This window comes from Agrobacterium sp. CNPSo 2736, from assembly GCF_004005385.1.
In the GTDB taxonomy this organism is placed as follows: domain Bacteria; phylum Pseudomonadota; class Alphaproteobacteria; order Rhizobiales; family Rhizobiaceae; genus Agrobacterium; species Agrobacterium leguminum.
The window spans coordinates 18,964-40,416 of the sequence record NZ_RZTX01000019.1; the positions used below are offsets into that span (position 1 = coordinate 18,964).

A 21,453-nucleotide genomic window follows, 5' to 3' on the forward strand; every position below is an offset into this window, starting at 1 on the left:
CGGCATGGCAAGCCCCCTCCAGTCACCGCGCGAAGGCAGATGGCGAGCCCTGGCCTGGCTTGCCTTTGGCGACATATTCTTGTTGGCCTGCGGCCTTGCGCTGGTCCTGTCGCCTCTTTTGCTTGTGTTGCTGGTGTCTTCGTGGCTTCTGCTGGTGCTTCTTGCCTTGCCGGCGCTGTCATGGGTCTTTTACGGGCTGATGGTCCTGCGAGCCTATGCGGCAGTACCGCCCCCACCGGTTTCGGATGGAATATTGCTGCAGGCCGACAGGGTTCCCGCCCTTGCCGAAGAGCTTGAACGGCTGCGCCTTGCCTGCGATGCGCCAGCCTTCACGGCCGTCTATATCAATGCCGAGCTTAACGCGTCCATCTATCAGACAGGCTCCCGTGGCGGCCAGCCGAGGCATGTTCTGGTTCTCGGTCTGCCGCTTCTCGCCCTGTTGACGGGACGGCAGGCCGCGACCGTCATCGCGCATGAATACGCCCATATTTCCCGGTTGCACGGTCATTTTGCGCGCTGGGCCCATGTGGCTCGCCAGCGCTGGGCAGCACTCGGTAAATTGCATGAGCGCAATCATCGGCTGGTCACCGCGCCGCTCAGATTGTTTCTTGCCTGGTATGTACCGCGCATGATGCGCGAGACGCTGGAGTTTTCCCGTCGCTGCGAGGCGGTTGCCGATGCGCGTGCGATCACGGTCTGCGGCGCCGACATCGCCTTTGAGACGGAAATCGCTCTCACATTGCGGCAAAGAGCCCTGTCCAGCCAATTCTGGCCGGATATGTTTGCTGGGGCAGGCAAGGATGACATCGCCAAGGCGCGACCCTTTGCCCTGATGTTGGCGGAGCCGGAGAACAGCCGCCCGCGAGATGGCGCGCAGGCGGCCGTCTGGCTGCATGAAGACCTCTGCCAGAAACCGGATAGTCATAGCACCCATCCCGTTTTGTCGGAGCGCATTGCCGCAACGGGGTTTGATCCGGCAGGCCCGCTTCCCGATCATCTGCCCTGGCGTTTCGAAGAGACTTCCGCCGCCGCCGAATGGCTGGGGGAAGAAGCTCCCGGGATCGCGGCACGGCTTGATGCAGACTGGCGCGACAATGCCGCACGAGGCTGGCAGGACGCAAAAGACTGGCATATCCGTCAGCGCAGCGACTTCTCAAGGCTCTTGCAACGTCGCGAACAACAGACGTTCGACGAGCAGGACTGGCTGCAACTGGCGCTGCTTTCAGAGGAATTCGATCCGTCAGGCATGCTGCGCGCCGAGGCGATTGCGGAAGGATTGCGGTATTCGCCTGAAGAGACGACGCTTCTACAGCTACGGGCAGAGGATATGGAGAAAGCCGGAGACATACACGGAGCGATGTCCTTGTGGCACCGTATCGGCCGGAACCCCTCTTTCTCCAGGTATCGGCTCCATCGCCACCTCTGCGAACTCTGCCTGCGGGTGGGAGACAGGCCGGCGGCGGAGCAGCATCGGCAGATCGCCGACCGCCTGTGGACGAGCGAAGATGCCGTCCGATCCGCCTCCAACGATGCCGGTCTCCATCCTCACGGGTTGGAAGCATCCGAACTCACCTTGCTGCAAGGCACGCTTCATCCGCTGTTTCAGCATGCGCACGCCATCTGGCTCTGCCGCGACACGCCGCCCGGTGCGCCGGACCCGACACGATGGTTCCTTTATGTGCAGGCCTATGACGGCTGGTTCATGCGCCTCGTCGGCAAACTGACCGGCGAGGAAGACAGGAACGCTTCCGCCTGCAAGCGGCTGTTTGAGCGTTTGCAGGCGCGGTTGCATCTTCATCTGCAGCTTCGTTTTATCGGGCCGAACGATCCAGTCCCGGCCCATTGCAGGCACGATAGCCTGATTGCCCGAGTGGGCACGGCCGCTGTCGCGTAGCTTACAGGCTTGAAAACGATGCTCGAACCGGTCTGCGGCGCGGCGAATTGTCAGCACTTGCCTATCCCGGGTAACACTTCATTTAGTGATTTTGTGAAATCTAAAATACGCAGGTTCCAAGGTTTCATCGGCGGAGCCGGTAGAACAAGCGGACCCATGACGACCCGCCCGGCGGCGGCTCGAAAAAGGCATCCGCTTGTCGCCCTATGAGGAGGGGCAACAGCTACCCGCGATGTTTCATTATATATTCCCCGGCCTCCCGAGAGGGCGGCTGGAGGAGTGCTTGCCTTGAGGCCATTCATGTCTTTCCTGAACAATACCAAGATAAAAACGAAGGTCGTTTTTGTCATCTCTCTGATGAGCCTGATGTCGCTTTCCGGAATAAGCTACGTCAGCCTGCAATATAAAGGTACCGACAGCGTCTATAGCGATTTCATCGGCCATGAGGCCCTTGCTGCGGTTCTGAACGCCAGAACCAGCGGGAACCTCAATGCACTCGGCATGCAGATGCTTCGCGCCAGCCTTAACGAGCCGGCCAGCGCTGATTTCGAAGCTGCCGTCAAAACCTTCAGAGCCGACCGTAAGCAGCTCGAGGAACGCCAGAACAAGATCATGGAGCTGGTGCCGGCGCGCACGGATGCCGCCCGCGATATCCTCAAGGGTGTTGTCGAAGTCGAGGAGATCGGCAATCAGGTCATCGCCCTCATGCAGGCAGGGCAACGCGCCGAAGCGCAGCAGATGGCGCTCAACGTGCTTCGGAAAATTGCCGAAGTCTCGCCAAAGATCAGCGCCGGCAATGAACAGCTCATCCAGGTGATGAATGAGGGGAGAGAACGCCTTACAGCCAGCACCAATACGACGATCTGGACGGGTCTGATTACGCTCGCGCTCGTTTCGCTGGCCGTGATCGCACTTGGCCTGCTCATTTCCTCCCGGGGTATCACCACTCCGATTGCGCGGCTTCGTGCGCGCATGGAATCGCTGGCGGCCGGTGATACGGCCAGCGAAATTTCCGGAATGGATCGCAGGGATGAAGTCGGCCAGATGGCTGCTGCGGTTCAGGCGTTTCGCGAAAGCGCAATCGAACGCCTCCGGCTTGAGAATGAAACGGAGGCCAACCGGTCGACTTCCGAAAAGGACCGGATCGAGCGCGAGAAGCAGAAGGCCAGGGAAGCTGCCGACGTACAGTTTGCCGTCGACAATCTTGCCACGGCCCTTTCGAAGATCGCCCAGGGCGACGTTACTTACCGGATCGTTCAGCCGTTCGTTTCCGGTCTTGACGGTATCCGCGGCGATTTCAACCGGGCTGCGGAACAGTTGCAGTCGACCTTGAGCCAGGTGGCGCAGAACGCGCGCGGCATCGACGCCGGCGCCAACGAGATAAGGTCTGCAGCGGATGATCTGGCGAGACGCACGGAGCAGCAGGCGGCCGCCGTTGAGGAGACTGCGGCTGCGCTGGAAGAGATCACCACGACGGTGAAGGACGCCACGAAGCGGGCGCAGGAAGCGGGTCACCTCGTCGGCCGTGCAAAAGTCGGCGCTGAAAAATCCGGAGAGGTGGTGCAGCAGGCCGTCGCTGCAATGGAGCAGATCGCGACATCCGCCAATGAGATTTCCAACATCATCGGCGTGATCGACGAGATCGCGTTCCAGACGAACCTTCTGGCGCTGAATGCCGGCGTGGAAGCTGCCCGTGCGGGTGAGGCGGGCAAGGGCTTTGCCGTTGTCGCGCAGGAGGTTCGCGAACTGGCGCAGCGCTCTGCCGGTGCGGCCAAGGAGATCAAGAACCTGATCACGACATCCAACGGTCAGGTTCAGCAGGGCGTGCAGCTGGTTGGTGAAACCGGCAAGGCGCTGGAACTGATCGTGACGGAGGTGCAGGAAATCAACCGGCACGTTGCCGCCATTGCGGAATCGGCACAGGAGCAGTCCTCCGGTCTTCAGCAGATCAACACGGCCGTGAACCAGATGGATCAGGACACCCAGAAGAACGCCGCCATGGTGGAGGAAAGCACCGCCGCCAGCCACGGGCTTGCGCGCGAGGCGTCTTCGCTCAACGGGCTGATCGCGCAGTTCAAACTGTCCGAAGGCGGTTATGGCGAGGCCTCCGCGCCCGTGCGCACGGCATCGGTTGCCGACAGGCCTGCAGCGTCTCCCGCGCGTGCGCTTGGCGGCAGGATAAGGGCGGCGTTTTCAGGTAATGCCGCGTTGAATACCGCCCCCGACAACTGGGAGGAGTTTTGATCCTTGCCCTGCCTTTACGGCACGCTCGGTTGAGGCGCTGAAAGCATCGCTTTAAATATCGACACCGGGGATCGGAGATTCCCGGTGTCCTGCTTTTGGGCAAGAGCTGCTTTGCAGCGACCGCCTTACCCCGTGTGAAACAGTCGGCGCTTTGGCCCAAATACGCGAAAGCATTTCTCAAAATATACGGCTTTTGGAATGAGCGTCTTTGATAGCCTATTAAAAACATAGAAAATACACACAAAAGAAGGGCGAATGGATATGAAGATCCTTGGCATTTCCGGTAGTGTGAAGCGGCCATCCCGCACGGCGCATGTCGTTGAACGAATTGTTGCCGCGATCGGGCGAACGGCGAAGGTTGAAACCGACCTCATCGATCTTGCCGATGCCGCGCCGGTCCTATTTCGGGCATTGCGCGCAGATCAGCTCGACGAGGCCGGGCGAGCGATTGTCGATGCTGTCGAGGCTGCCGATATGCTCGTCGTCGGTTCGCCGGTCTATCGCGCCTCCTATACGGGCGCGCTCAAGCATTTATTCGATCTTGTCGATTTCCGTGCCCTGCAGGGTCGACGCGTGATCCTTGCCGCGACCGGCGGCTCGCCGCTGCATGGCCTGATGCTGGAACACCAGTTCCGTCCGCTGTTTGGCTTCTTCGGCGCTCTTACCGTGCCGACCACGGTTTATGCCGTCGAGGCGGATTTTACCGGATACACGCTTTCAAACCCGGCCGTCGAAGCGCGCATTGAGCGCGCCGTCACCGATCTGTTCGAGCTTTTACCCGCCAAAGCACTTGGCGGCGGCGATCACCATCCGACGCTTTCCGTCGTTTCACGCGAAGCGGCTGCTAACTGAGATTGCAAGAGAGGAATTTATCATGACCGCACGCACCGCCGAGCCCGTTAAATTCGCCTATTGGGTTCCGAATGTTTCCGGTGGCCTCGTCATCTCCAACATTGAACAACGCACCAGCTGGACCATCGACTATAACCGCAAGCTCGCGCAGATCGCGGAAGCGAGCGGCTTCGATTATGCGCTGAGCCAGATTCGATTCACGGCCGGTTACGGCGCCGAGTTCCAGCATGAATCCGTGTCTTTCAGCCATTCCCTGCTGGAGTCGACAAAGACGCTGAAGGTCATCGCCGCCATTCTGCCAGGGCCGTGGAACCCGGCGCTCGCTGCAAAACAGATCGCCACGATTAACCACCTCACCAATGGCCGCGTTGCGGTCAACATTGTCAGCGGCTGGTTTCGCGGCGAGTTCCATGCCATTGGCGAACCGTGGCTCGACCACGACGAGCGTTATCGCCGCTCGGAGGAGTTCATCCGTGCATTGCGCGGCATCTGGACGGAAGAAAGCTTCACCTTCCGCGGCGATTTCTATCGCTTCAACAATTATTCCCTGAAGCCGAAGCCGATCGATCCGCAGCCTGAAATCTTTCAGGGCGGTTCTTCGCGCGCAGCCCGCGATATGGCGGCTCGCGTTTCCGACTGGTACTTCACCAACGGCAACACGCCGGAAGAGATCGCAAGGCAGGTCGATGACATTCGTGCCAAGGCGGCTGAGAACAATCATTCGGTCAAGGTCGGTGTAAATGCCTTCGCCATCGTGCGTGAGACGGAGGAAGAGGCAAAGGCCGTGCTTGCCGAAATCATCGAGAAGGCCAATCCGGAAGCGGTCAACGCTTTTGGCCATGAAGTGAAGAATGCCGGTAAGGCCTCCCCGGAAGGAGAGGGCAACTGGGCGAAATCCAGCTTCGAGGATCTCGTTCAGTATAATGACGGTTTTCGCTCAAACCTCATCGGCACCCCTCAACAGGTGGCGGAGCGCATCGTGCGCCTGAAGCGCGCCGGCGCCGATCTTATCTTGCTCGGTTTCCTGCATTTCCAGGAGGAGGTCGAGTATTTCGGCAAGCACGTCATTCCGCTGGTGCGCGCACTCGAAGAGGCCGAGGAAAGCACGGCGATTGCAGCCGAATAACGCAGGCAGAACAGGTGGAGCGGCCGTCGCCGCTCATCCGCCGAAAGTGCCGCAGCCGAACCGGACGGGACGCATGCACTCGAACTTGCGCGGCCTGACACGCATCGCTGTGAATTTTTCATCCCGGCTGCTAAAATCGGACGTTATTCGGTCCGTGAGCCGCCGAGATCGCGTGAGTTGAAATGTCAGTGAGCCGGAAGAATGCCATTGTCGCCATCATAGGCGGTGGATTTAGCGGGGCAGCGATTGCCCTTCATCTCCATCGGGCCGCTGGGCCGTTCGAAAATGTGCGGATCGTCGTGTTCGAACCGAGAGCGGCGTTGGGTGCGGGGCTTGCCTATTCCACGCTGGAGCCGGCCAACCGGATCAACGTGCCGGCCGGGCGCATGACGCTTTATCCTGATGATCCGGATAATTTCCTCCATTATCTCGACAGGTCGAACGCCCTGGCGGGCGATGCAGCAGCGGTGTTGCCCGACGGGCAGGCCTATCCGCAACGCAGGGTCTTCGGCGCCTATGTCGCGGCCGAGATCGCGCCTTTGCTGGATGCGGGCATCGTTGAGCACAGGCGCAGCACGGTGGAACATGTGGCCCGCCATGATGAAGGCTGGCAGCTGCAAACCGCAGACGGCGATAGCCACTTCGCGGACATCGTGGTGGTTGCCACAAGCCATCCGCCGCCGGCGCTTCCGCAGGTGTTGAAGCCGCTTGCCGGTCATCCGAAACTGGTGGCGGACTTGAATGCGGACGCCGCGCTGGAAAATATCGCCGCGGGTGACCGCATTCTGATCGTCGGCAATGGCTTGACCGCGGCTGATGCCTTTGCCGCGCTCCACCGGCGCGGCCATCATGCGCGGGTCGTTTCGCTGTCGCGCCGCGGCTTGCGGTCGCGTGGCCATCCGGCCTTGCCGCAGGAACCCTACGGCGATTTTATCGATCCGCCCTCCAGACGCGCGTCGGAACTATTGCGGCGGATTCGAGAGGCTGTGCGAGTGTCGCAGGCGGGCGGTGCGAGCTGGCATGGCGTTCTGGACGCCGTTCGCCTGCAGGGACGCGACATATGGCGGAACCTTCCGCTGATCGAAAAGCGCAAGGTGGTGCGGTGGCTGCGGCCATTCTGGGACGCGCACCGGTTCAGGATCGCGCCGCAGGTGGAGAGACTTCTGGATGAGGCCATAATTTCGGGCCGGTTACAGATCGTCGCCGGGTCGCTTGTGTCCGCAAAGGCTGGCGAAGACGGTTCGTTGCATGTCGATCTGCGGTTTCGTGGCAAAAGGGACGTCGCGCGGCTCGACGTCGATGCTATCGTCGTGACGACCGGTCCCGCCCATGGTGGAATTCTGAAATCGCAGGCTTTTCTTTCCGGTCTGGAGCAGGCGGGGCTTTTGACCTTTTGCCCGACGGGGCTGGGCATTCACTGCGACGAGCGATCCCGCGCCCTCGACAGCCGCGGCCAGGCCATTGAAACGCTGCTGATCGGCGGTCCGCTGGCGCGCGGAACCTTTGGTGAGCTGATGGGCCTGCCCCAGGTTACCGAGCACGCGATCTTCGTTGCCGGAGAGATCGCACGGAGCCTTGCGTCAGCGACGAGCAGCCCGGCGCCGGTCTGAACGCAAACCGATGCATGGTTGATGAGCCGGCGAAATAGCGGCTGCCATCAGGCGATGGCAGCTATCCCGGCCCGGTTACGTCCCTCTATTCGCAGGGTTAACGTCAGACGTCCAGGTAGGACAAAATGGTTGCAGCGACGTCAGACGTCTCCTGCGTTTCACTCGAAGCCGCCACTGATGTGCTGGTCGCGCTGTCCTGGGTCGAAGTCGTCTCATCGGTGGTTGAGATCAGGGAGGCGATATCCTGGACAGAGCTGTTGGTGGTCTTGGCGCTGTTCAAGGCCGTAACCTGCGCCGATGTCATGGCGGCGACCTGGCCTGGCGTGAAGGCTGCCGCCTGGGAGGCCGTCAGGGCAGCGAGCGTACCGGTGCCCAATCCCGAGATCGCGCTCGAACTCAGGCTGATGATCTGCTCGGTGGAAAATGCCGTCAGGTCGTCGCCGCCAAGCGCGGCTGCCTGCAGCGCGTTGAGGACGCTGACCTGTGACAGTGACAGCGCTCCGATTTGCGCGGACCCCATCGCCGCGACCTGACCGTAGCTCAGCGCAGCCACCTGGCCCGTCGTCAAAGCGGCGATCTCCTGAGAAGACAGGGAGGCCACGACGGTGGCGGACAGTCCCTTGATCGCCGTCGAACTGATGGCGGCGAGTTCACCGGTCGAGAATGTATCCAGATCGTCCGCCGTCAATCCCGCAAGTCCGGCCGAACTCAATGCGGCGATCTGGCTGGTGGAGAGTGCTTCGATCTGGTCCTTGCCGAGGGCATTGATCTGATCGCCGGTCAATCCGGCGACGCCAGCCGTGCTCAGGGCCGCAACCTCGGCGGTGGAAAGAGCGGCGATAAAGTCCGTGGACAGTCCCTTTATCGCGCTTGAACCGATAGCCGCGAGTTCCTCCGTCGAGAAGGTTTCCAGCATCTCCGCGGACAGGCCCTTGAGCGCATCCGAGTTCAGCGATGCTATCTGCCGGGTGGATAATGTCTGGACCTGTTCAATGCTCAACGCACCGGTCTGTGCGCTGCCAAGGCCTGCAATCGCCTTGGCGTCCAGAGCCGCTATCTGGCTGACGGAAAGGGAGGCGATGTCGGCCGTATTCAGGGCCGCAACCTGTTTGGAAGTGAGGGCGCTGATCTGCGCATTGGTCAGCGCGCTCACCTGACCGGTGCCGAGAGCCGCGATCTGATCGGTCGTCAGGCCCGGTATTGCCGCCGCGCCGAGCGCGGCGATCTGAGCGGTCGTCAACGAAGCGATGGTCGCTGTCGACAGGCCCGAGACCGCATTCGAACTGATGGCGGCCAGCTCGGCGGCAGTGAATGTATCGAGATCGCCGGCGCTGAGGGCCGCGATCTGTTTCGAACTGAGAGTGCCGATCTGACTGCCGGTCAGGGCCTCGACCTGAACGGTGTCGAGGGCCGTGATCTGATCGGTGGTCAGGCCCGCCGTGCCCGCCGTGCTAAGGGCGGCGATCTGGGCTGCCGAGAGCGAGGCGATACTCGCGACGCTCAGAGCCGCAACCTGCCTGGAGGTGAGGGCGGTTATCTGGGCGCTGGTGAGGGCATCCACCTGACCGGTGCCGAGGGCCGCGATCTGGGCGGTGGTCAGGCCGGGTACTGCGGCCGCGCCCAGGGCGGCGATCTGCGCTGTCGTCAGCGAAGCGATTGCCGCTGTCGACAGGCCCGAGATCGCACTCGAGCTGATGACAGCCAGCTCGGCGGCAGTGAATGTATCAAGGCCACCGGCGCTGAGGGCCGCAATCTGTTTTGCGCTGAGGACACCGATCTGAGCACTGGTGAAGGCCTCGACCTGAGCGGTGTTGAGAGCGGCGATCTGATCGGTGGTCAGGCCTGCTATGCCCGCCGTGCTGAGGGCGGCTATCTGGGTTGCCGAAAGCGAGGCGATGCTGGCCACGCTGAGGGCGGCAACCTGTCTGGAGGTGAGAGCGCCGACCTGGATACTGATCAGGGCGTCGACTTGATCGCTCGTCAGGACGGCGACCTGTCCGGTGTTCAGCCCTCCAACGCCAGCCGCACTCAAGGCTGCGACCTGTGCTGTTGTCAGCGACGCGATGGTCTCCGTTGACAAGCCCGGGATGGCATTTGAACTGATCGCGGCAATGTCCTTGGTCGAGAACGTTGCCATGTCGTCCGTACCCAAGACTGCAATCTGTTTCGAGCTGAGAGCACCGACCTGGGTATCGGTCAAAGCCTCGACCTGCGCGGTGTCGAGGGCCGCGATCTGGTCAGTGGTCAGGCCCGTTATGCCCGCCGTGCTGAGGGCGGCAATCTGGGCTGCTGAAAGCGAGGCGATGTCAGCCACGCTCAGGGCCGCAACCTGTTTGGAGGTGAGTGCCGCGATTTGGGTACTGGTCAGGGCGTCCACCTGATCGCCAGTGAGCGCTGCGACCTGCCCGGTGCTCAGCCCACTAACGCCAGCCGTACTCAGCGCTGCGATCTGCGCTGTTGTCAGCGACGCTATGGTTTGCGTGGACAAGCCCGGGATCGCATTCGAACTGAGGGCAGCAATGTCCTTGGTCGAGAACGTCGCCATATCCTCCGCGCTAAGGACCGCTACCTGCGTCGAGCTGAGCGCGCCGACCTGGGCGCTGGTGAAGGCCTCGACCTGAGCGGTGCTCAGGGCGGCGATCTGCGCGGTGTTCAACGCACCGATGCTTTGCACGTTCAGGGCGGCAATCTGGGCTGTCGTCAGGGAGGCGATGGTCTCTGCCGACAATCCGGCGATTGCACTGGAACTGATCGCGGCGATATCCTTGGTCGAGAATGTCGCAATGTCGTCCGCGCTCAAGGCGGCGATCTGTTTCGAGCTGAGCGCGCCAACCTGGGCGGTGGTCAAGGCCTCGACCTGGGCGATACTCAAGGCTGCGATCTGCGCGGTGCTCAACGCACCGATGCTTTGTACATTCAGGGCGGCAATCTGGGCTGTCGTCAGGGACGCCAGGGTTTCCGCCGACAGTCCTGCGATTGCGCTGGAAGTGATCGCGGCGATGTCCTTGGTCGTGAATTTCGCCAGATCGTCCGTCCCCAGCTGCGAAATCTGTGTGGAGCCGAGATTGACGATCTGCGCGCTCGTTAAGGCTTCGGCCTGGCTGGTGGTGAGGGTCGCCAGCTGCTGCGCGCTTAGTCCCGTAATGCCCGCAGCGCTCAGGGAGGCGATCTGGGCGGTGGAAAGAGCGGCTATGTCGTCCGTGCCGAGGGTGGCAATTTGTGCCGAGCTCAACCGCGCCATCTGCTTGGTCGACAGCCTGGAAACCTGATCGGTACTGAGGGCGGCGATCTGGCCGGTCGAAAGCCCCAGGATGCCGGAGGTGCTCATTGCCGCGAGCTGGGCCACGGAAAGCGATGCGATATTGTCCGTGCTTAACGCCGCAATCTGTCCCGAGCCGAAAGCCGCGATCTGGGCCGTGGTCAGGGCCGCGAACTGATCGATGCTGAGGGCCGCAACCTGATCGCTGGTCAGGCCCTTGATGCCCGATGTGCTCAACATGGCCGTTTGGCTGGTGGACAGGGCGGCCACGTCGTTGCCCAGGGCGGCGACCTGAACCGAGCTCAACGCCTTGATCTGCGCGGTGGATAGAAGGCTGACCTGATTGCCGCTCAGGGCTTCGATCTGATCGGAAGTGAGGCCGGCGATGGCGCTGGTGGTGAGGGCGCCGATCTGAGCGGTGGTGAAGGCCGCGATAACATCGGTGTTCAAGCCCGACATGGCTTTATTCGTGATCGCTGCGATATCGGCGGTCGAGAATGTCGCCAGATCCTCGATGCTCAGGGCTGCGAGCTGCGCTGAACTGAGGGACTTCACCTGCGCCGGAGACAGGGCCTCGACCTGCTCGGTGCTCAAAGCCTCGATCTGATCGGCCGTAAGGCCGGCAATGGCGCTGGTGGTCATGGCGGCGATCTGGGCGGTGGAAAGCGCGGCGATTGCGTCAGCACTCAGGCCGGACACGGCTTTGCTCGTGATCGCTGCGATATCGGCGGTCGAGAATGTTGCTATGTCCTCCGCGCTCAGGGCCGCAAGCTGGATCGAGCTCAGCAACTTCACCTGTGCCGAGGATAGGGCCTCTACCTGCTGGGTGCTGAAGGCTTCGATCTGGTCGGCTATCAGGTTTGCGACCACGCCGGTGCTGAGGGCGGCAATCTGAGCGGTTGACAGGGCCTCGATCTGACCGGCGCTCAAGGCCTGAAATTGCGCTACGCCAAGGGCGTTCATCTGGGCCGTGGTCAATGCGGCGATCTGCTCTTTGGTAAGCGTGCTGATCGTCTCCGTACCCAGACGGGGCATGGCTTTGCCGGTGATCTCCGCTATATCGGCGGTTGAGAATGTCGCGATGTCCTCCGCGCTGAGAGCCACGAATTGTGCCGCGCTCAGCGACCTCACCTGTTCCGGCGACAGGGCTTCGACCTGGCTGGTGCTTAAGGCGGCGATGTGCGTCGTCTTGAGTGCGGCAATCTGGGCCGTCGTCAATGCGGCGATCTGGGCGGTGCTCAGGGTTTCGATCTGGTCGATCGTCAGACCGGCAATCGTGCTTGCGCTGAGGGCGGCGATCCGATCCGGGCTAAACGCTGCGATTGCCTCGGTGCTGAGGCCCGGCATGGCCTTGACGGTAATCGCCGCGATGTCGGCGGTCGAGAATGTCGCTATATCGTCCGTGCCGAGGGCAGCGAGTTGCATCGAGCTCAGCGCTTTGACCTGCGCCGGCGACAGGGCTTCGGCCTGTTCCGGGCTCAGGACCGCGACCTGGTCGGTCGTCAGGCTCGCAACGGCGCTCGTGCTCAGGGCCGCGATCTGCTCGGGGGTAAGCCCTGCGATCACCTCCGTGCTCAGGCCCGGCATGGCTTTGCTCGTGAGCGCTGCGATATCGGCGGTTGAGAACGTCGCTATATCTTCAGCGCTCAGCGCGGCAATCTGCGTCGCATTGAGGGCGCGTACCTGAGATGAGGTCAAAGCCTCCGCCTGTTCCGTCGTCAGGGCGTGGAGCTGGGTGGTGGTAAGCGCAGAAATCTGGCTCGAATTCAGGCTTTTGATGGCGTATTGATCGAGAATGTTAAGCTGATCCAGCGTCAGGCCAACGATGGCGCCCTGCGAAATGGCGCTCAACTGTTGTGAGTTGAGGACTTTGACATCCTCCACATCCAGTGCCGCGATCTGGGCCGATGAGAGCGCTTTGATCTGCGTTGTGGAAAGCGACGCCACGTCGTCGGTTGTCCAGGCTGCGACCGCCTCTGTCGAAAGATATCTGATCTGATTGACGTTCAGGGAAGAAATGATCGACGTCATGTCTGAAAAATCCTAAAGTCCAGGCCCAACAGGTGGATTTTCTGCTAAAGCCCCGGAATGGGGTCGGTTACGCAGGTCCACCATTTTTCAAATGTTGAGTACGCAATCGGGCTTGCCTGAACCTGAAGTTGTTACGCTTCAGCCGCTGGAGCGTTAATTGCCTGCTTTGATGGAAGAGAACGGACAGGCCCGTCTCAGACGGGCGAATGCAGGAATGCCGGCATGGGAGCGCCCTCCGCTCGCCGGGCGAGATAGAGGCGGGCGGTGTCGAGCGCCTCGCGAATGGTCGCATCCATGTCGAGATAGCGATAGGTCCCGAGCCGCCCGACAAAGGTTACCGACGCTTCCCGTTCGGCGCGCGCCACATATTCGGCGAGCTGTTCTTTGTCCTCGACCAGCCGGATGGGATAATAGGGAATGTCCTGCGGGCCGCATTCATGGGAGAACTCCCTGTAGCAGACGGAGCCGGCATGGTCTTCCCACGGAGAAAAGTGCTTGTGTTCGGTGATGCGGGTAAAGGGCACCGAAACGTCGCCATAGTTCATCACCGCGCAACCCTGGTAGTCGCCGTCATAGGTGAAGCGTTCGAAATTGAGCGTCCGGTACGCAAGGCGGCCGAATTCGAAGTCGAAATAGCCGTCGAGCGGACCGGAATAGAAGACGTGTGCAGAGGCCGGCGCTTCGGCGCGCTGGAAATGTGTGCCAAGTTTGACGCTGATGTTCGGATGATCGAGAATGCGTTCGATCATGTCCGTATAGCCGGTTTCCGGCATGCCCTGATATTTGTGGAAGAAATAGTTGTCGTCATAGTTGAAGCGCACGGGCAGGCGTTTCAGGATCGAGGCTGGCAGTTCCGTCGGCGAGCAGCCCCATTGTTTCTCGGTGTATCCCTTGAAGAAGGCCTCATAGAGATCGCGGCCGACGAAGCGCAGTGCCTGCTCCTCGAAGGTCTGTGGATCGGTAATCGACTTGTCGGCCTTTTCCTCGATGAAGGCCCTGGCTTCATCGGGCCGGAAATTCTTGCCGAAGAACTGGTTGATCGTGTGCAGATTGACCGGCAGCGAATAGACGCGCTCGCCGCTCGTCGTTTTGACACGGTTCTTGTAAGGCATGAATGTCTGAAAGCCGTTCACGTAGTCCCAGACTTCCCGGTCGTCGGTATGGAAAATATGCGGCCCGTAAACATGCACCATAACGCCGGTCTCACCGTCGCGTTCGGTGTGGCAATTGCCGGCAATGTGATCGCGGGCATCGACGATATCGACCCTGTGGCCTGCCAGCGCCAGCTCCCGGCCAATGACCGCGCCGGAAAGCCCGGCGCCCACAATCACAATTCTTTCGTCCGCGAACATTGGTGATCAGTCCCGTTCATATGTCGCCCAGTGGGCGGTCGAGATTTGCATCGAAGAGGCGCCGTGCAGCGCATGCCCCGGCCGGTCGAGGCTATCCCGTGCTCAGTTATCCGGTTTCCGCCAGAGGCGATTGTCATAGGGAATTGGCGAATAGTCGTGCCATTGAGCGAGTTTCTTGAGATAGCGATTGCGATAGCTCTGCTCGTCTTCGAACTCTACGTTCTCGAACACGGCTTCCGCGCCCAGCTCATAATAAAGATCGAGATTGCTGAGATCCGGCACCGGCGTCTCGCCGCGTTCGCATTCGCCCTGCATTTGCCAGAACAGCTCTTCCAGACGGCGCGCCAGAGCGGGAATATCCCGCAATACGCTGGTGTCCCGCTGCCGGGCGATTGATTCTCTGACCTCCAGAAGCTTCTTCCGGTCGCGTTCGAAACCGATGGCGCGGGCGACATAGTCTTCCGGCGAAGAGCAGATCATTTCCGGGACACCCGCTGCGGTGACGATGCTGCCGCAGAAGCGCGCCGCAAATGTCTTGCCGGGCATGGTAAGGACGGGCAGGCCGGATGTTATGGCGTCCGCGGCCGTGGAGTGTGCGCCATAGGGGAATGTATCCAGAAACAGATCGGCAACGCCGATACGGGCGATGTGCTGCGGGTTCGGAACCTTCGGCGCAAAGACGAGCCGGTCAGGTGAGACGCCGCTTTTTTCCGCGATGGCCTGCAGGTGCTGATTGACGTCTTCATCGCCCGCCAGCAGCCACAACAGGCTGCCCGGCGTCTGCGACAGGATCGTCATCCATCGCGCAAAGCAGCTTTCGGTAATCTTCTGCATGCCGTTGAAGCTGGCATAGACGAACGCATCCTCCGGCAGCCCCACCTCGGCCCGGCTTGGCCGGGCGGCGATGGGCCGCTTGCGGTCGAGCGGCTGGTCGCAGGCGATGCGCAGGACCTTCTCGGAGTAATAGATGTCGTTCTCCGGCGGGATCATGTAACCGTCCGAAATCAGGTACTGATGGAACGGGCTTCCCATCGATCCAGGGTAACCGCAGAAACTGACGATGACCGGCGCGGGGCGATAGGCGAAAATCTTCGTGCGCGCGTCCTTGGTGTAGCCGTTCACGTCGATCAGAATATCGATTTCGTCGGAGATGATCTGCGAGGCCGCAGCGGCATCGTCCAGGCCGTGGATATCCCGCCAGCAATGGACTGCTGCCTTGATCCGCTCCTGCGTGCTGTCGGTGTTGCGGACGTTACCGCAATAATAGGCGAAGACCTCAAGGCTGTCACTGTCATGCAACTCCAGAACCTCGCAGAGAGCGAAGCCCACGGCATGATCGCGAAGATCCGACGAGAGGTAACCGACGCGCAGTCGCTCACCGGTTCCGGACTTCAGCTTCGGCGATCTGCGCGGAAAACGGCTGAGGTCCGGCCGCGTGCCGACCACCGTTTTGCTGTAGCGATATGCCTTGGCCAGCTGGAACATCGGATCGTCGGCGTAGCAGCTCAGCGTCAGCGAGGACATCGCATCGAGCATCTTGCGCGCAGGGACATGGTTTGAAGGAACAAGCACCGGCCACTTGCACTGGCGCTGCCGCAACGACACCCAGTGCTGACCTGCCTCCGGCAATTCCGGCCGCAGCTCGAACGCCTGCAGCAAGGCGGTTTCAGCGTCCTCGAGCTTTCCGGCACCTTCGAGAACGCGGCCGATGTTCTGCAGGGCCATGTGCCGATGGCCAATCGCTTCGGCGTCGAGGTACTTCGTCGTTTCGGCATACTGCGACCATTGTTCCACGGCCTGGCCGATCAACCCGCTATCTTCGAGGACACGACCGAGATTGATGTAACCGGGAGCGAATTGCGGATTGGCCTTCAAACAGGCGCGGAAAGCCTGGACGGCGCCTGCACGGTCGCCAAGCTGGCTGAGCGCAACGGCATAGTTGAAATAGGCGAGATGAATGACGGGATTGTTGTCGTTGAACGCAACCCAGGTCTTGTAGAGTTCCGCAGCCGCGGCTCGCTGACCGGCGGCACTGAGCGCCTCGGTTACGCTCAGCAGATCCATGAGACTCATCCGCTGGTTCCGCGCAAGATCAAGGGCGCTGGGAGCGGCGGCGTCGTTTGAAGGTGAGACGGGATTGGCGGTCATGACATCCTGCGGCAAGCGACAAAGGGTCGAAGATAAGAACAGCCTGTTGATGGGCCGTCCTTAGCTATAGCAGGTAACTTGCCTGTGGCTGGATGTGTTTGAGGCGGGGTTGCTTACCCGGATCAGCCTGTGGTGTGGCCGGACGAAGTTTCCTCCCGGTCAGGCGCCGGCTTCCGGGAGATTGATGCTGTCACGCCGCAGTAAGGATCGCTCTCATGTCTAGCGATGAGAGTATTTCATCCTGTAGCTCGCCAGCGCGATTGACGGGTTGATCCGATAGACACTGTCGAAGTCTTCATCCGTGAAGTATTGATATGAATGTGCGACATATTCGCGGAAAAGACCGTGCAGGTCCTGCCGCATCTGCTTGGCCGCCCATTCCAGCAAACCCGCCTTGAAGACGATGAAGATCGGGTAATATTTTGCCCTGAAGATCGGATTGTCCAGGAAAAGCTTCTCGATGTCTTTCAGCGCCGCGAACATCTCAAGCCGGCGCTCGTCGAACGTGCTCGTATGTTGCTCCCGCCCGGGGACGAGACGGTGTGTTGTCAGGCTGCTGTTAATGGCCAGAAACCGTCCGGCATTCATATAGGCCGCCCAGTGCGGCAGGATATCTTCGTTGATCCGCGCGGTGGAGAAGCGCCAGTTCGTCCGGCGAATGAAAGATGTCCGCAGTATCTTGTTCCACGGGTAATTGATCGTCACCAGGAATTGCGCGGTCGAGTCGAGATCGATCATTGCGCTGTCGCGGCTGCCGAGGACGCTATCCCAGATATTCTTGTCGATAGGCGCCATTTCGCCGGCAGGGCCATCTGCCGTTCTCAGCACGCTATATCTGAATGCGGCGACATCGATATTCGTCTCATCCATCAAGGGCAGAACGGTATCGACAGCTCCGTCGTGCAGGAGGTCGTCAGCGTCGTGAAACAGGCAATATTCGCTGTCGATGGTCGCCAGCGCCCTGTTGCGGGCAACGCCCGGCCCGGTGTTCGTCTCGCTGCGCATCAGCCTTATATTGGCGTGCCGCGCGATGTATTGCTCGACGATGTCGCAGGTATTGTCGGTGGAGGCATCGTCGACGACGACGATATCCATCTCGGTTTCATTGCGCAGAACACTGTCGAGTGTCTCGCCGATAAGACTGGCCATGTTGTAGGCCGGGATGATGACGGATATTTTTGCCATGACAGATACTGAATGTCCTCTGGGGCATTCTGCAATTAAAATGTTACGACGCGGCCTGAGCCGCGTCGTAGGTTTTGTCGGGTCGTTTAAGGCTTATACTGCCTTGTAGGCTTTGATGACCGCCTCGACCTGTGCATCGTTCATGACCTTCAGCTGCTGGGCCGAGAGCGCACCGGCCTGGCTGCTGCTGAGACCAGCGATGGCAGCGGTGGAAAGGCCTGCGATGGCATTGGCGCTGATGGCCTTGATCTCGTCGGTCGAGAAGAGGCCCAGTTCAGTGCTGTTCAGGGTCGCGACCTGCGCGGAGCTGAGGCCGGAGACCTGATCGGAGTTGAGCGCCTTGATCTGGTCGGTCGACAGGGCCGCGAACTGCGCCGAGGAGAGCGCTGCCGCCTGTGCTTTGCTGAGGGCGGCGACGTTGCCGGTGCTCAGCTTGGTGGCGTCGATGCCGGCGAGAGCCTTGGTGCTGATCGCCTTGATCTCGTCGGTCGAGAAGGTGGCAAGGCTGTCGGAGGACAGAGCGTTAAGCTGCGTCGAAGACAGGCCGGCGATCTGCGTCTTGGTCAGAGCGGCGGCGTTTTCAGTGCCGAGACCGGCCAGGGTAAGACCGGAGATGGCGTTGGCGCTGATGGCCTTGATCTCATCGGTCGAGAACAGAGCCAGTTCGGCGCTGCTCAGGGTCGCAATCTGAGCGGAGCTGAGACCGGAGACCTGCTCCGAACCGAGGGCCTTGATCTGATCGGTCGACAGGGCTGCGAACTGTGCAGAGGAGAGCGCTGCCGCCTGTGCTTTGCTGAGGGCGGCGACGTTGCCGGTGCTCAGCTTGGTGACGTCGAGGCCGGCAAGCGCCTTGGTGCTGATGGCCTTGATCTCGTCGGTCGAGAAGGTGGCAAGGCTGTCGGAAGACAGAGCGTTAAGCTGCGTCGAAGACAGGCCGGCGATCTGCGTCTTGGTCAGCGCGGCAGCATTTTCAGTGCCGAGACCAGCCAGGGAAAGGCCGGCGACAGCATTGGCGCTGATGGCCTTGATTTCGTCGGTCGAGAACAGAGCCAGTTCGGCGCTGCTCAGGGTCGCGACCTGAGCGGAGCTGAGACCGGAGACCTGCTCCGAGCCGAGGGCCTTGATCTGGTCGGTCGACAGTGCTGCGAACTGTGCCGAGGACAGTGCCGTGATCTGCGTTTTGCTCAGGGCGGCGACGTTGCCGGTGCTCAGCTTGGTGACATCGAGGCCGGCAAGGGCCTTGGTGCTGATCGCCTTGATTTCATCGGTCGAGAAGGTGGCAAGGCTATCGGAAGTCAGGGCGTTGAGCTGTGCCGAAGACAGGCCGGCAATCTGCGTCTTGGTCAGTGCAGCGGCATTGTCGGTGCTGAGAGCAGCGAGCGCTGCCGCGGAAAGGCCGGCAACGGCGTTAGCGCTGATCGCCTTGATTTCATCGGTCGAGAACAGAGCCAGTTCGCTGCTGCTGAGGGTTGCGACCTGCGCGGAGCTGAGGCCGGCGACCTGATCGGAGTTGAGGGCCTTGATCTGGTCGGTCGACAGGGCTGCGAACTGTGCCGAGGACAGTGCCGCTGCCTGTGTTCTGCTCAGGGCGGCGACGTTGCCGGTGCTCAGCTTGCTGGCGTCGAGGCCGGCAAGGGCTCTGGCGCTGATGGCCTTGATCTCGTCGGTCGAGAAGGTGGCAAGGCTATCGGAAGTCAGGGCGTTGAGCTGCGTCGAAGACAGACCGGCGATCTGCGTTTTTGTCAGCGCCGCAGCGTTTTCGGTGCTGAGAGCAGCGAGTGCAGCGGCGGAAAGGCCGGCAATGCCGTTAGCGCTGATGGCCTTGATTTCGTCGGTCGAGAACAGCGCCAGCTCGCTGCTGCTGAGGGTCGCAACCTGAGCGGAGCTGAGGCCGGCGACCTGATCGGAGTTGAGGGCCTTGATCTGGTCCGTCGACAGGGCTGCGAACTGTGCCGAGGACAGCGCTGCCGCCTGCGCTCTGCTCAGGGCGGCAATGTTTCCGGTGCTCAGCTTGGTGACGTCGAGGCCGGCAAGCGCCTTGGTGCTGATGGCCTTGATCTCGTCGGTCGAGAAAGTGGCAAGGCTCTCGGAGGACAGGGCGTTCAGCTGTGTCGAAGACAGGCCGGCGATCTGCGTCTTGGTCAGTGCAGCGGCGTTTTCAGTGCCGAGACCAGCCAGGGAAAGGCCTGCGACAGCATTGGCGCTGATGGCCTTGATTTCGTCGGTCGAGAACAGAGCCAGCTCGCTGCTGCTGAGGGTTGCGACCTGCGCGGAGCTGAGGCCGGCGACCTGATCGGAGTTGAGGGCCTTGATCTGGTCCGTCGACAGGGCTGCGAACTGTGCCGAGGAAAGCGCCGAAATCTGCGTTCTGCTCAGGGCGGCGACGTTACCGGTGCTCAGCTTGGTGACATCGAGGCCGGCGAGGAGCTTGGTGCTGATGGCCTTGATCTCGTCGGCGGAGAAGGTGGCAAGGCTGTCGGAAGACAGGGCGTTAAGCTGCGTCGAAGACAGGGCGGCGATCTGAGACTTTGTCAGGGCGGCGGCGTTTTCGGTGCTGAGAGCAGCAAGCGCGGCTGCGGACAGGCCGGCGATGGCGTTGGCGCTGATCGCCTTGATTTCGTCGGTCGAGAACAGCGCCAGTTCGCTGCTGTTCAGGGTTGCAACCTGTGCGGAGCTGAGACCGGCGACCTGAGCCGAGTTGAGAGCCTTGATCTGGTCGGTCGAGAGGGCGTCGATCTGGCTGGTATAAAGCGCCGTAACCTGAGACGCCGACAGGCCGCTGATCTGAGCCGAGCTCAGCTTTGCGATCTGGGTCAGAGTCAAGCCCTTGAAGGCGCTTACCGAAATGGCCCGGAGATCTTCAGAGCTGAAAAGAGCAAGGTTATCTGTGCTCAAAGAAGCGATCTGAGACGATGAGAGGGCCTTGATCTTGGTGCTGTCCAGCGCATTCACGTCTTCCGAGGTTAGGCTGGCGATCGTGGAGGTGGAAAGCTTGGAAATCTGCACAGCAGACAGTGAGGAGAGAATAGACGTCATGAACGTGTCCTTTACCGGATGGCGACTGGTCACGCCTATCTGCTGCCAGACACTGCCCGTGATGACAGCGGTCCGACATCCGCAAATAAAGCGAAATTGTGGAGAACATGGCTCATGTGAACCTGCGCTGGAAACGCATCATGCAATTCGAGCCGGAGAAGGGGGCCCGGATTTTCCACGCTAGCTTGTGCGAATGCCGCTTAATAATTTCCGTCGCTTAAGATTTTCGCGACGTGCGTGTCATATCAGGCCAACATTTAAAGCCTAGTTAATATTTGGAGGCGGTGCATTTTATTCTTGATGTTTGCGTATCTTAGAGTCTTATGGAGTATAAAATTACAAAGCTAACTATCGATTCGATCATCTTCCACTGCAGGCAATCAGACATGGCTGCTCCCGGATAAGTAGTATCCGTTTGGAGGGGCGAGAGCGCAAGGGTTTGACCGTTATTTTCGTCTAAAACTGTCCCGAGATTCTTGGCGGCAGCTGATCCGTCTATGTAACGGCTGCCAGAATCGAACAATGCTTTGCTTTGTCGCCTTTATTTCGGGTGCCGTGTAGTTGGTTTTTTTGAAGCGGAAGCTGTTATTTCCGGTTTCCGGGCCACGGCAATGCTTTGGACGGACAGGCACGGGTCACGCGACGAATTAGCGATGTGCCGATTGGGGGGATTCCAGAAAATGGGTGTCCAAAGCGCGCTGACCCGCCACGAATGA

Annotated in this window: 10 protein-coding genes; 5 read left to right on the forward strand and 5 right to left on the reverse strand. The window is 60.7% G+C overall.

Annotated features, from left to right (window positions below; genetic code table 11):
* Positions 1–4: 4 nt before the first annotated feature.
* The 5 genes from EM858_RS23320 to EM858_RS23340 all read left to right on the forward strand — a co-directional run bounded on the left by EM858_RS23320 (position 5) and on the right by EM858_RS23340 (position 7,726).
* Entirely contained in the window at positions 5–1,894 is a 1,890-nt protein-coding gene (locus EM858_RS23320) for a M48 family metallopeptidase (RefSeq protein ID WP_127758111.1), read from the forward strand.
* 300 nt (positions 1,895–2,194) lie between these two features.
* On the forward strand, positions 2,195–4,138 hold the full coding sequence (locus tag EM858_RS23325; RefSeq protein WP_080819762.1) for a methyl-accepting chemotaxis protein: 1,944 nt from the start codon (positions 2,195–2,197) through the stop codon (positions 4,136–4,138).
* A 261-nt stretch (positions 4,139–4,399) separates the two neighbouring features.
* Positions 4,400–4,990 carry an FMN reductase gene (gene msuE, locus EM858_RS23330; RefSeq protein ID WP_127758171.1) on the forward strand — a complete coding sequence of 197 codons (591 nt, stop codon included), beginning with the start codon at positions 4,400–4,402 and terminating at the stop codon, positions 4,988–4,990.
* A gap of 22 nt (positions 4,991–5,012) precedes the next feature.
* The gene (gene sfnG, locus EM858_RS23335) at positions 5,013–6,116 is read left to right on the forward strand and encodes a dimethylsulfone monooxygenase SfnG (RefSeq protein WP_127758112.1); all 1,104 of its coding nucleotides are present in this window, start codon (positions 5,013–5,015) and stop codon (positions 6,114–6,116) included.
* A gap of 182 nt (positions 6,117–6,298) precedes the next feature.
* Positions 6,299–7,726, forward strand: coding sequence for an FAD/NAD(P)-binding protein (locus EM858_RS23340; protein ID WP_127758113.1), 1,428 nt, complete (start codon positions 6,299–6,301; stop codon positions 7,724–7,726).
* Between the two features lie 103 nt (positions 7,727–7,829).
* Here EM858_RS23340 and EM858_RS23345 read toward each other — a convergent pair whose 3' ends face one another.
* The 5 genes from EM858_RS23345 to EM858_RS23365 all read right to left on the reverse strand — a co-directional run bounded on the left by EM858_RS23345 (position 7,830) and on the right by EM858_RS23365 (position 20,737).
* Positions 7,830–13,016 carry an ice nucleation-like protein gene (locus tag EM858_RS23345; protein ID WP_127758114.1) on the reverse strand — a complete coding sequence of 1,729 codons (5,187 nt, stop codon included), beginning with the start codon at positions 13,014–13,016 and terminating at the stop codon, positions 7,830–7,832.
* 194 nt (positions 13,017–13,210) lie between these two features.
* Positions 13,211–14,368, reverse strand: a complete 1,158-nt coding sequence (glf, locus tag EM858_RS23350) for a UDP-galactopyranose mutase (protein WP_080819772.1) — start codon at positions 14,366–14,368, stop codon at positions 13,211–13,213.
* Positions 14,369–14,470: 102 nt separating this feature from the next.
* Positions 14,471–16,432, reverse strand: a complete 1,962-nt coding sequence (locus EM858_RS23355) for a tetratricopeptide repeat protein (RefSeq protein WP_164865540.1) — start codon at positions 16,430–16,432, stop codon at positions 14,471–14,473.
* 303 nt (positions 16,433–16,735) lie between these two features.
* Positions 16,736–17,701, reverse strand: coding sequence for a glycosyltransferase family 2 protein (locus EM858_RS23360; protein WP_127758116.1), 966 nt, complete (start codon positions 17,699–17,701; stop codon positions 16,736–16,738).
* Between the two features lie 93 nt (positions 17,702–17,794).
* The gene (locus EM858_RS23365) at positions 17,795–20,737 is read right to left on the reverse strand and encodes an ice nucleation-like protein (RefSeq protein WP_127758117.1); all 2,943 of its coding nucleotides are present in this window, start codon (positions 20,735–20,737) and stop codon (positions 17,795–17,797) included.
* Positions 20,738–21,453: the final 716 nt, after the last annotated feature.

What these genes read in the sequence shown, in the direction of transcription:
- EM858_RS23320 (WP_127758111.1), top strand. Translation starts at nt 5, where the DNA reads ATGGCAAGCCCCCTCCAGTCACCGCGCGAAGGCAGATGGCGAGCCCTG.
- EM858_RS23325 (WP_080819762.1), top strand. Translation starts at nt 2,195, where the DNA reads ATGTCTTTCCTGAACAATACCAAGATAAAAACGAAGGTCGTTTTTGTC.
- msuE (WP_127758171.1), top strand. Translation starts at nt 4,400, where the DNA reads ATGAAGATCCTTGGCATTTCCGGTAGTGTGAAGCGGCCATCCCGCACG.
- sfnG (WP_127758112.1), top strand. Translation starts at nt 5,013, where the DNA reads ATGACCGCACGCACCGCCGAGCCCGTTAAATTCGCCTATTGGGTTCCG.
- EM858_RS23340 (WP_127758113.1), top strand. Translation starts at nt 6,299, where the DNA reads ATGTCAGTGAGCCGGAAGAATGCCATTGTCGCCATCATAGGCGGTGGA.
- EM858_RS23345 (WP_127758114.1), bottom strand. Translation starts at nt 13,016, where the DNA reads ATGACGTCGATCATTTCTTCCCTGAACGTCAATCAGATCAGATATCTT.
- glf (WP_080819772.1), bottom strand. Translation starts at nt 14,368, where the DNA reads ATGTTCGCGGACGAAAGAATTGTGATTGTGGGCGCCGGGCTTTCCGGC.
- EM858_RS23355 (WP_164865540.1), bottom strand. Translation starts at nt 16,432, where the DNA reads ATGGATCTGCTGAGCGTAACCGAGGCGCTCAGTGCCGCCGGTCAGCGA.
- EM858_RS23360 (WP_127758116.1), bottom strand. Translation starts at nt 17,701, where the DNA reads ATGGCAAAAATATCCGTCATCATCCCGGCCTACAACATGGCCAGTCTT.
- EM858_RS23365 (WP_127758117.1), bottom strand. Translation starts at nt 20,737, where the DNA reads ATGACGTCTATTCTCTCCTCACTGTCTGCTGTGCAGATTTCCAAGCTT.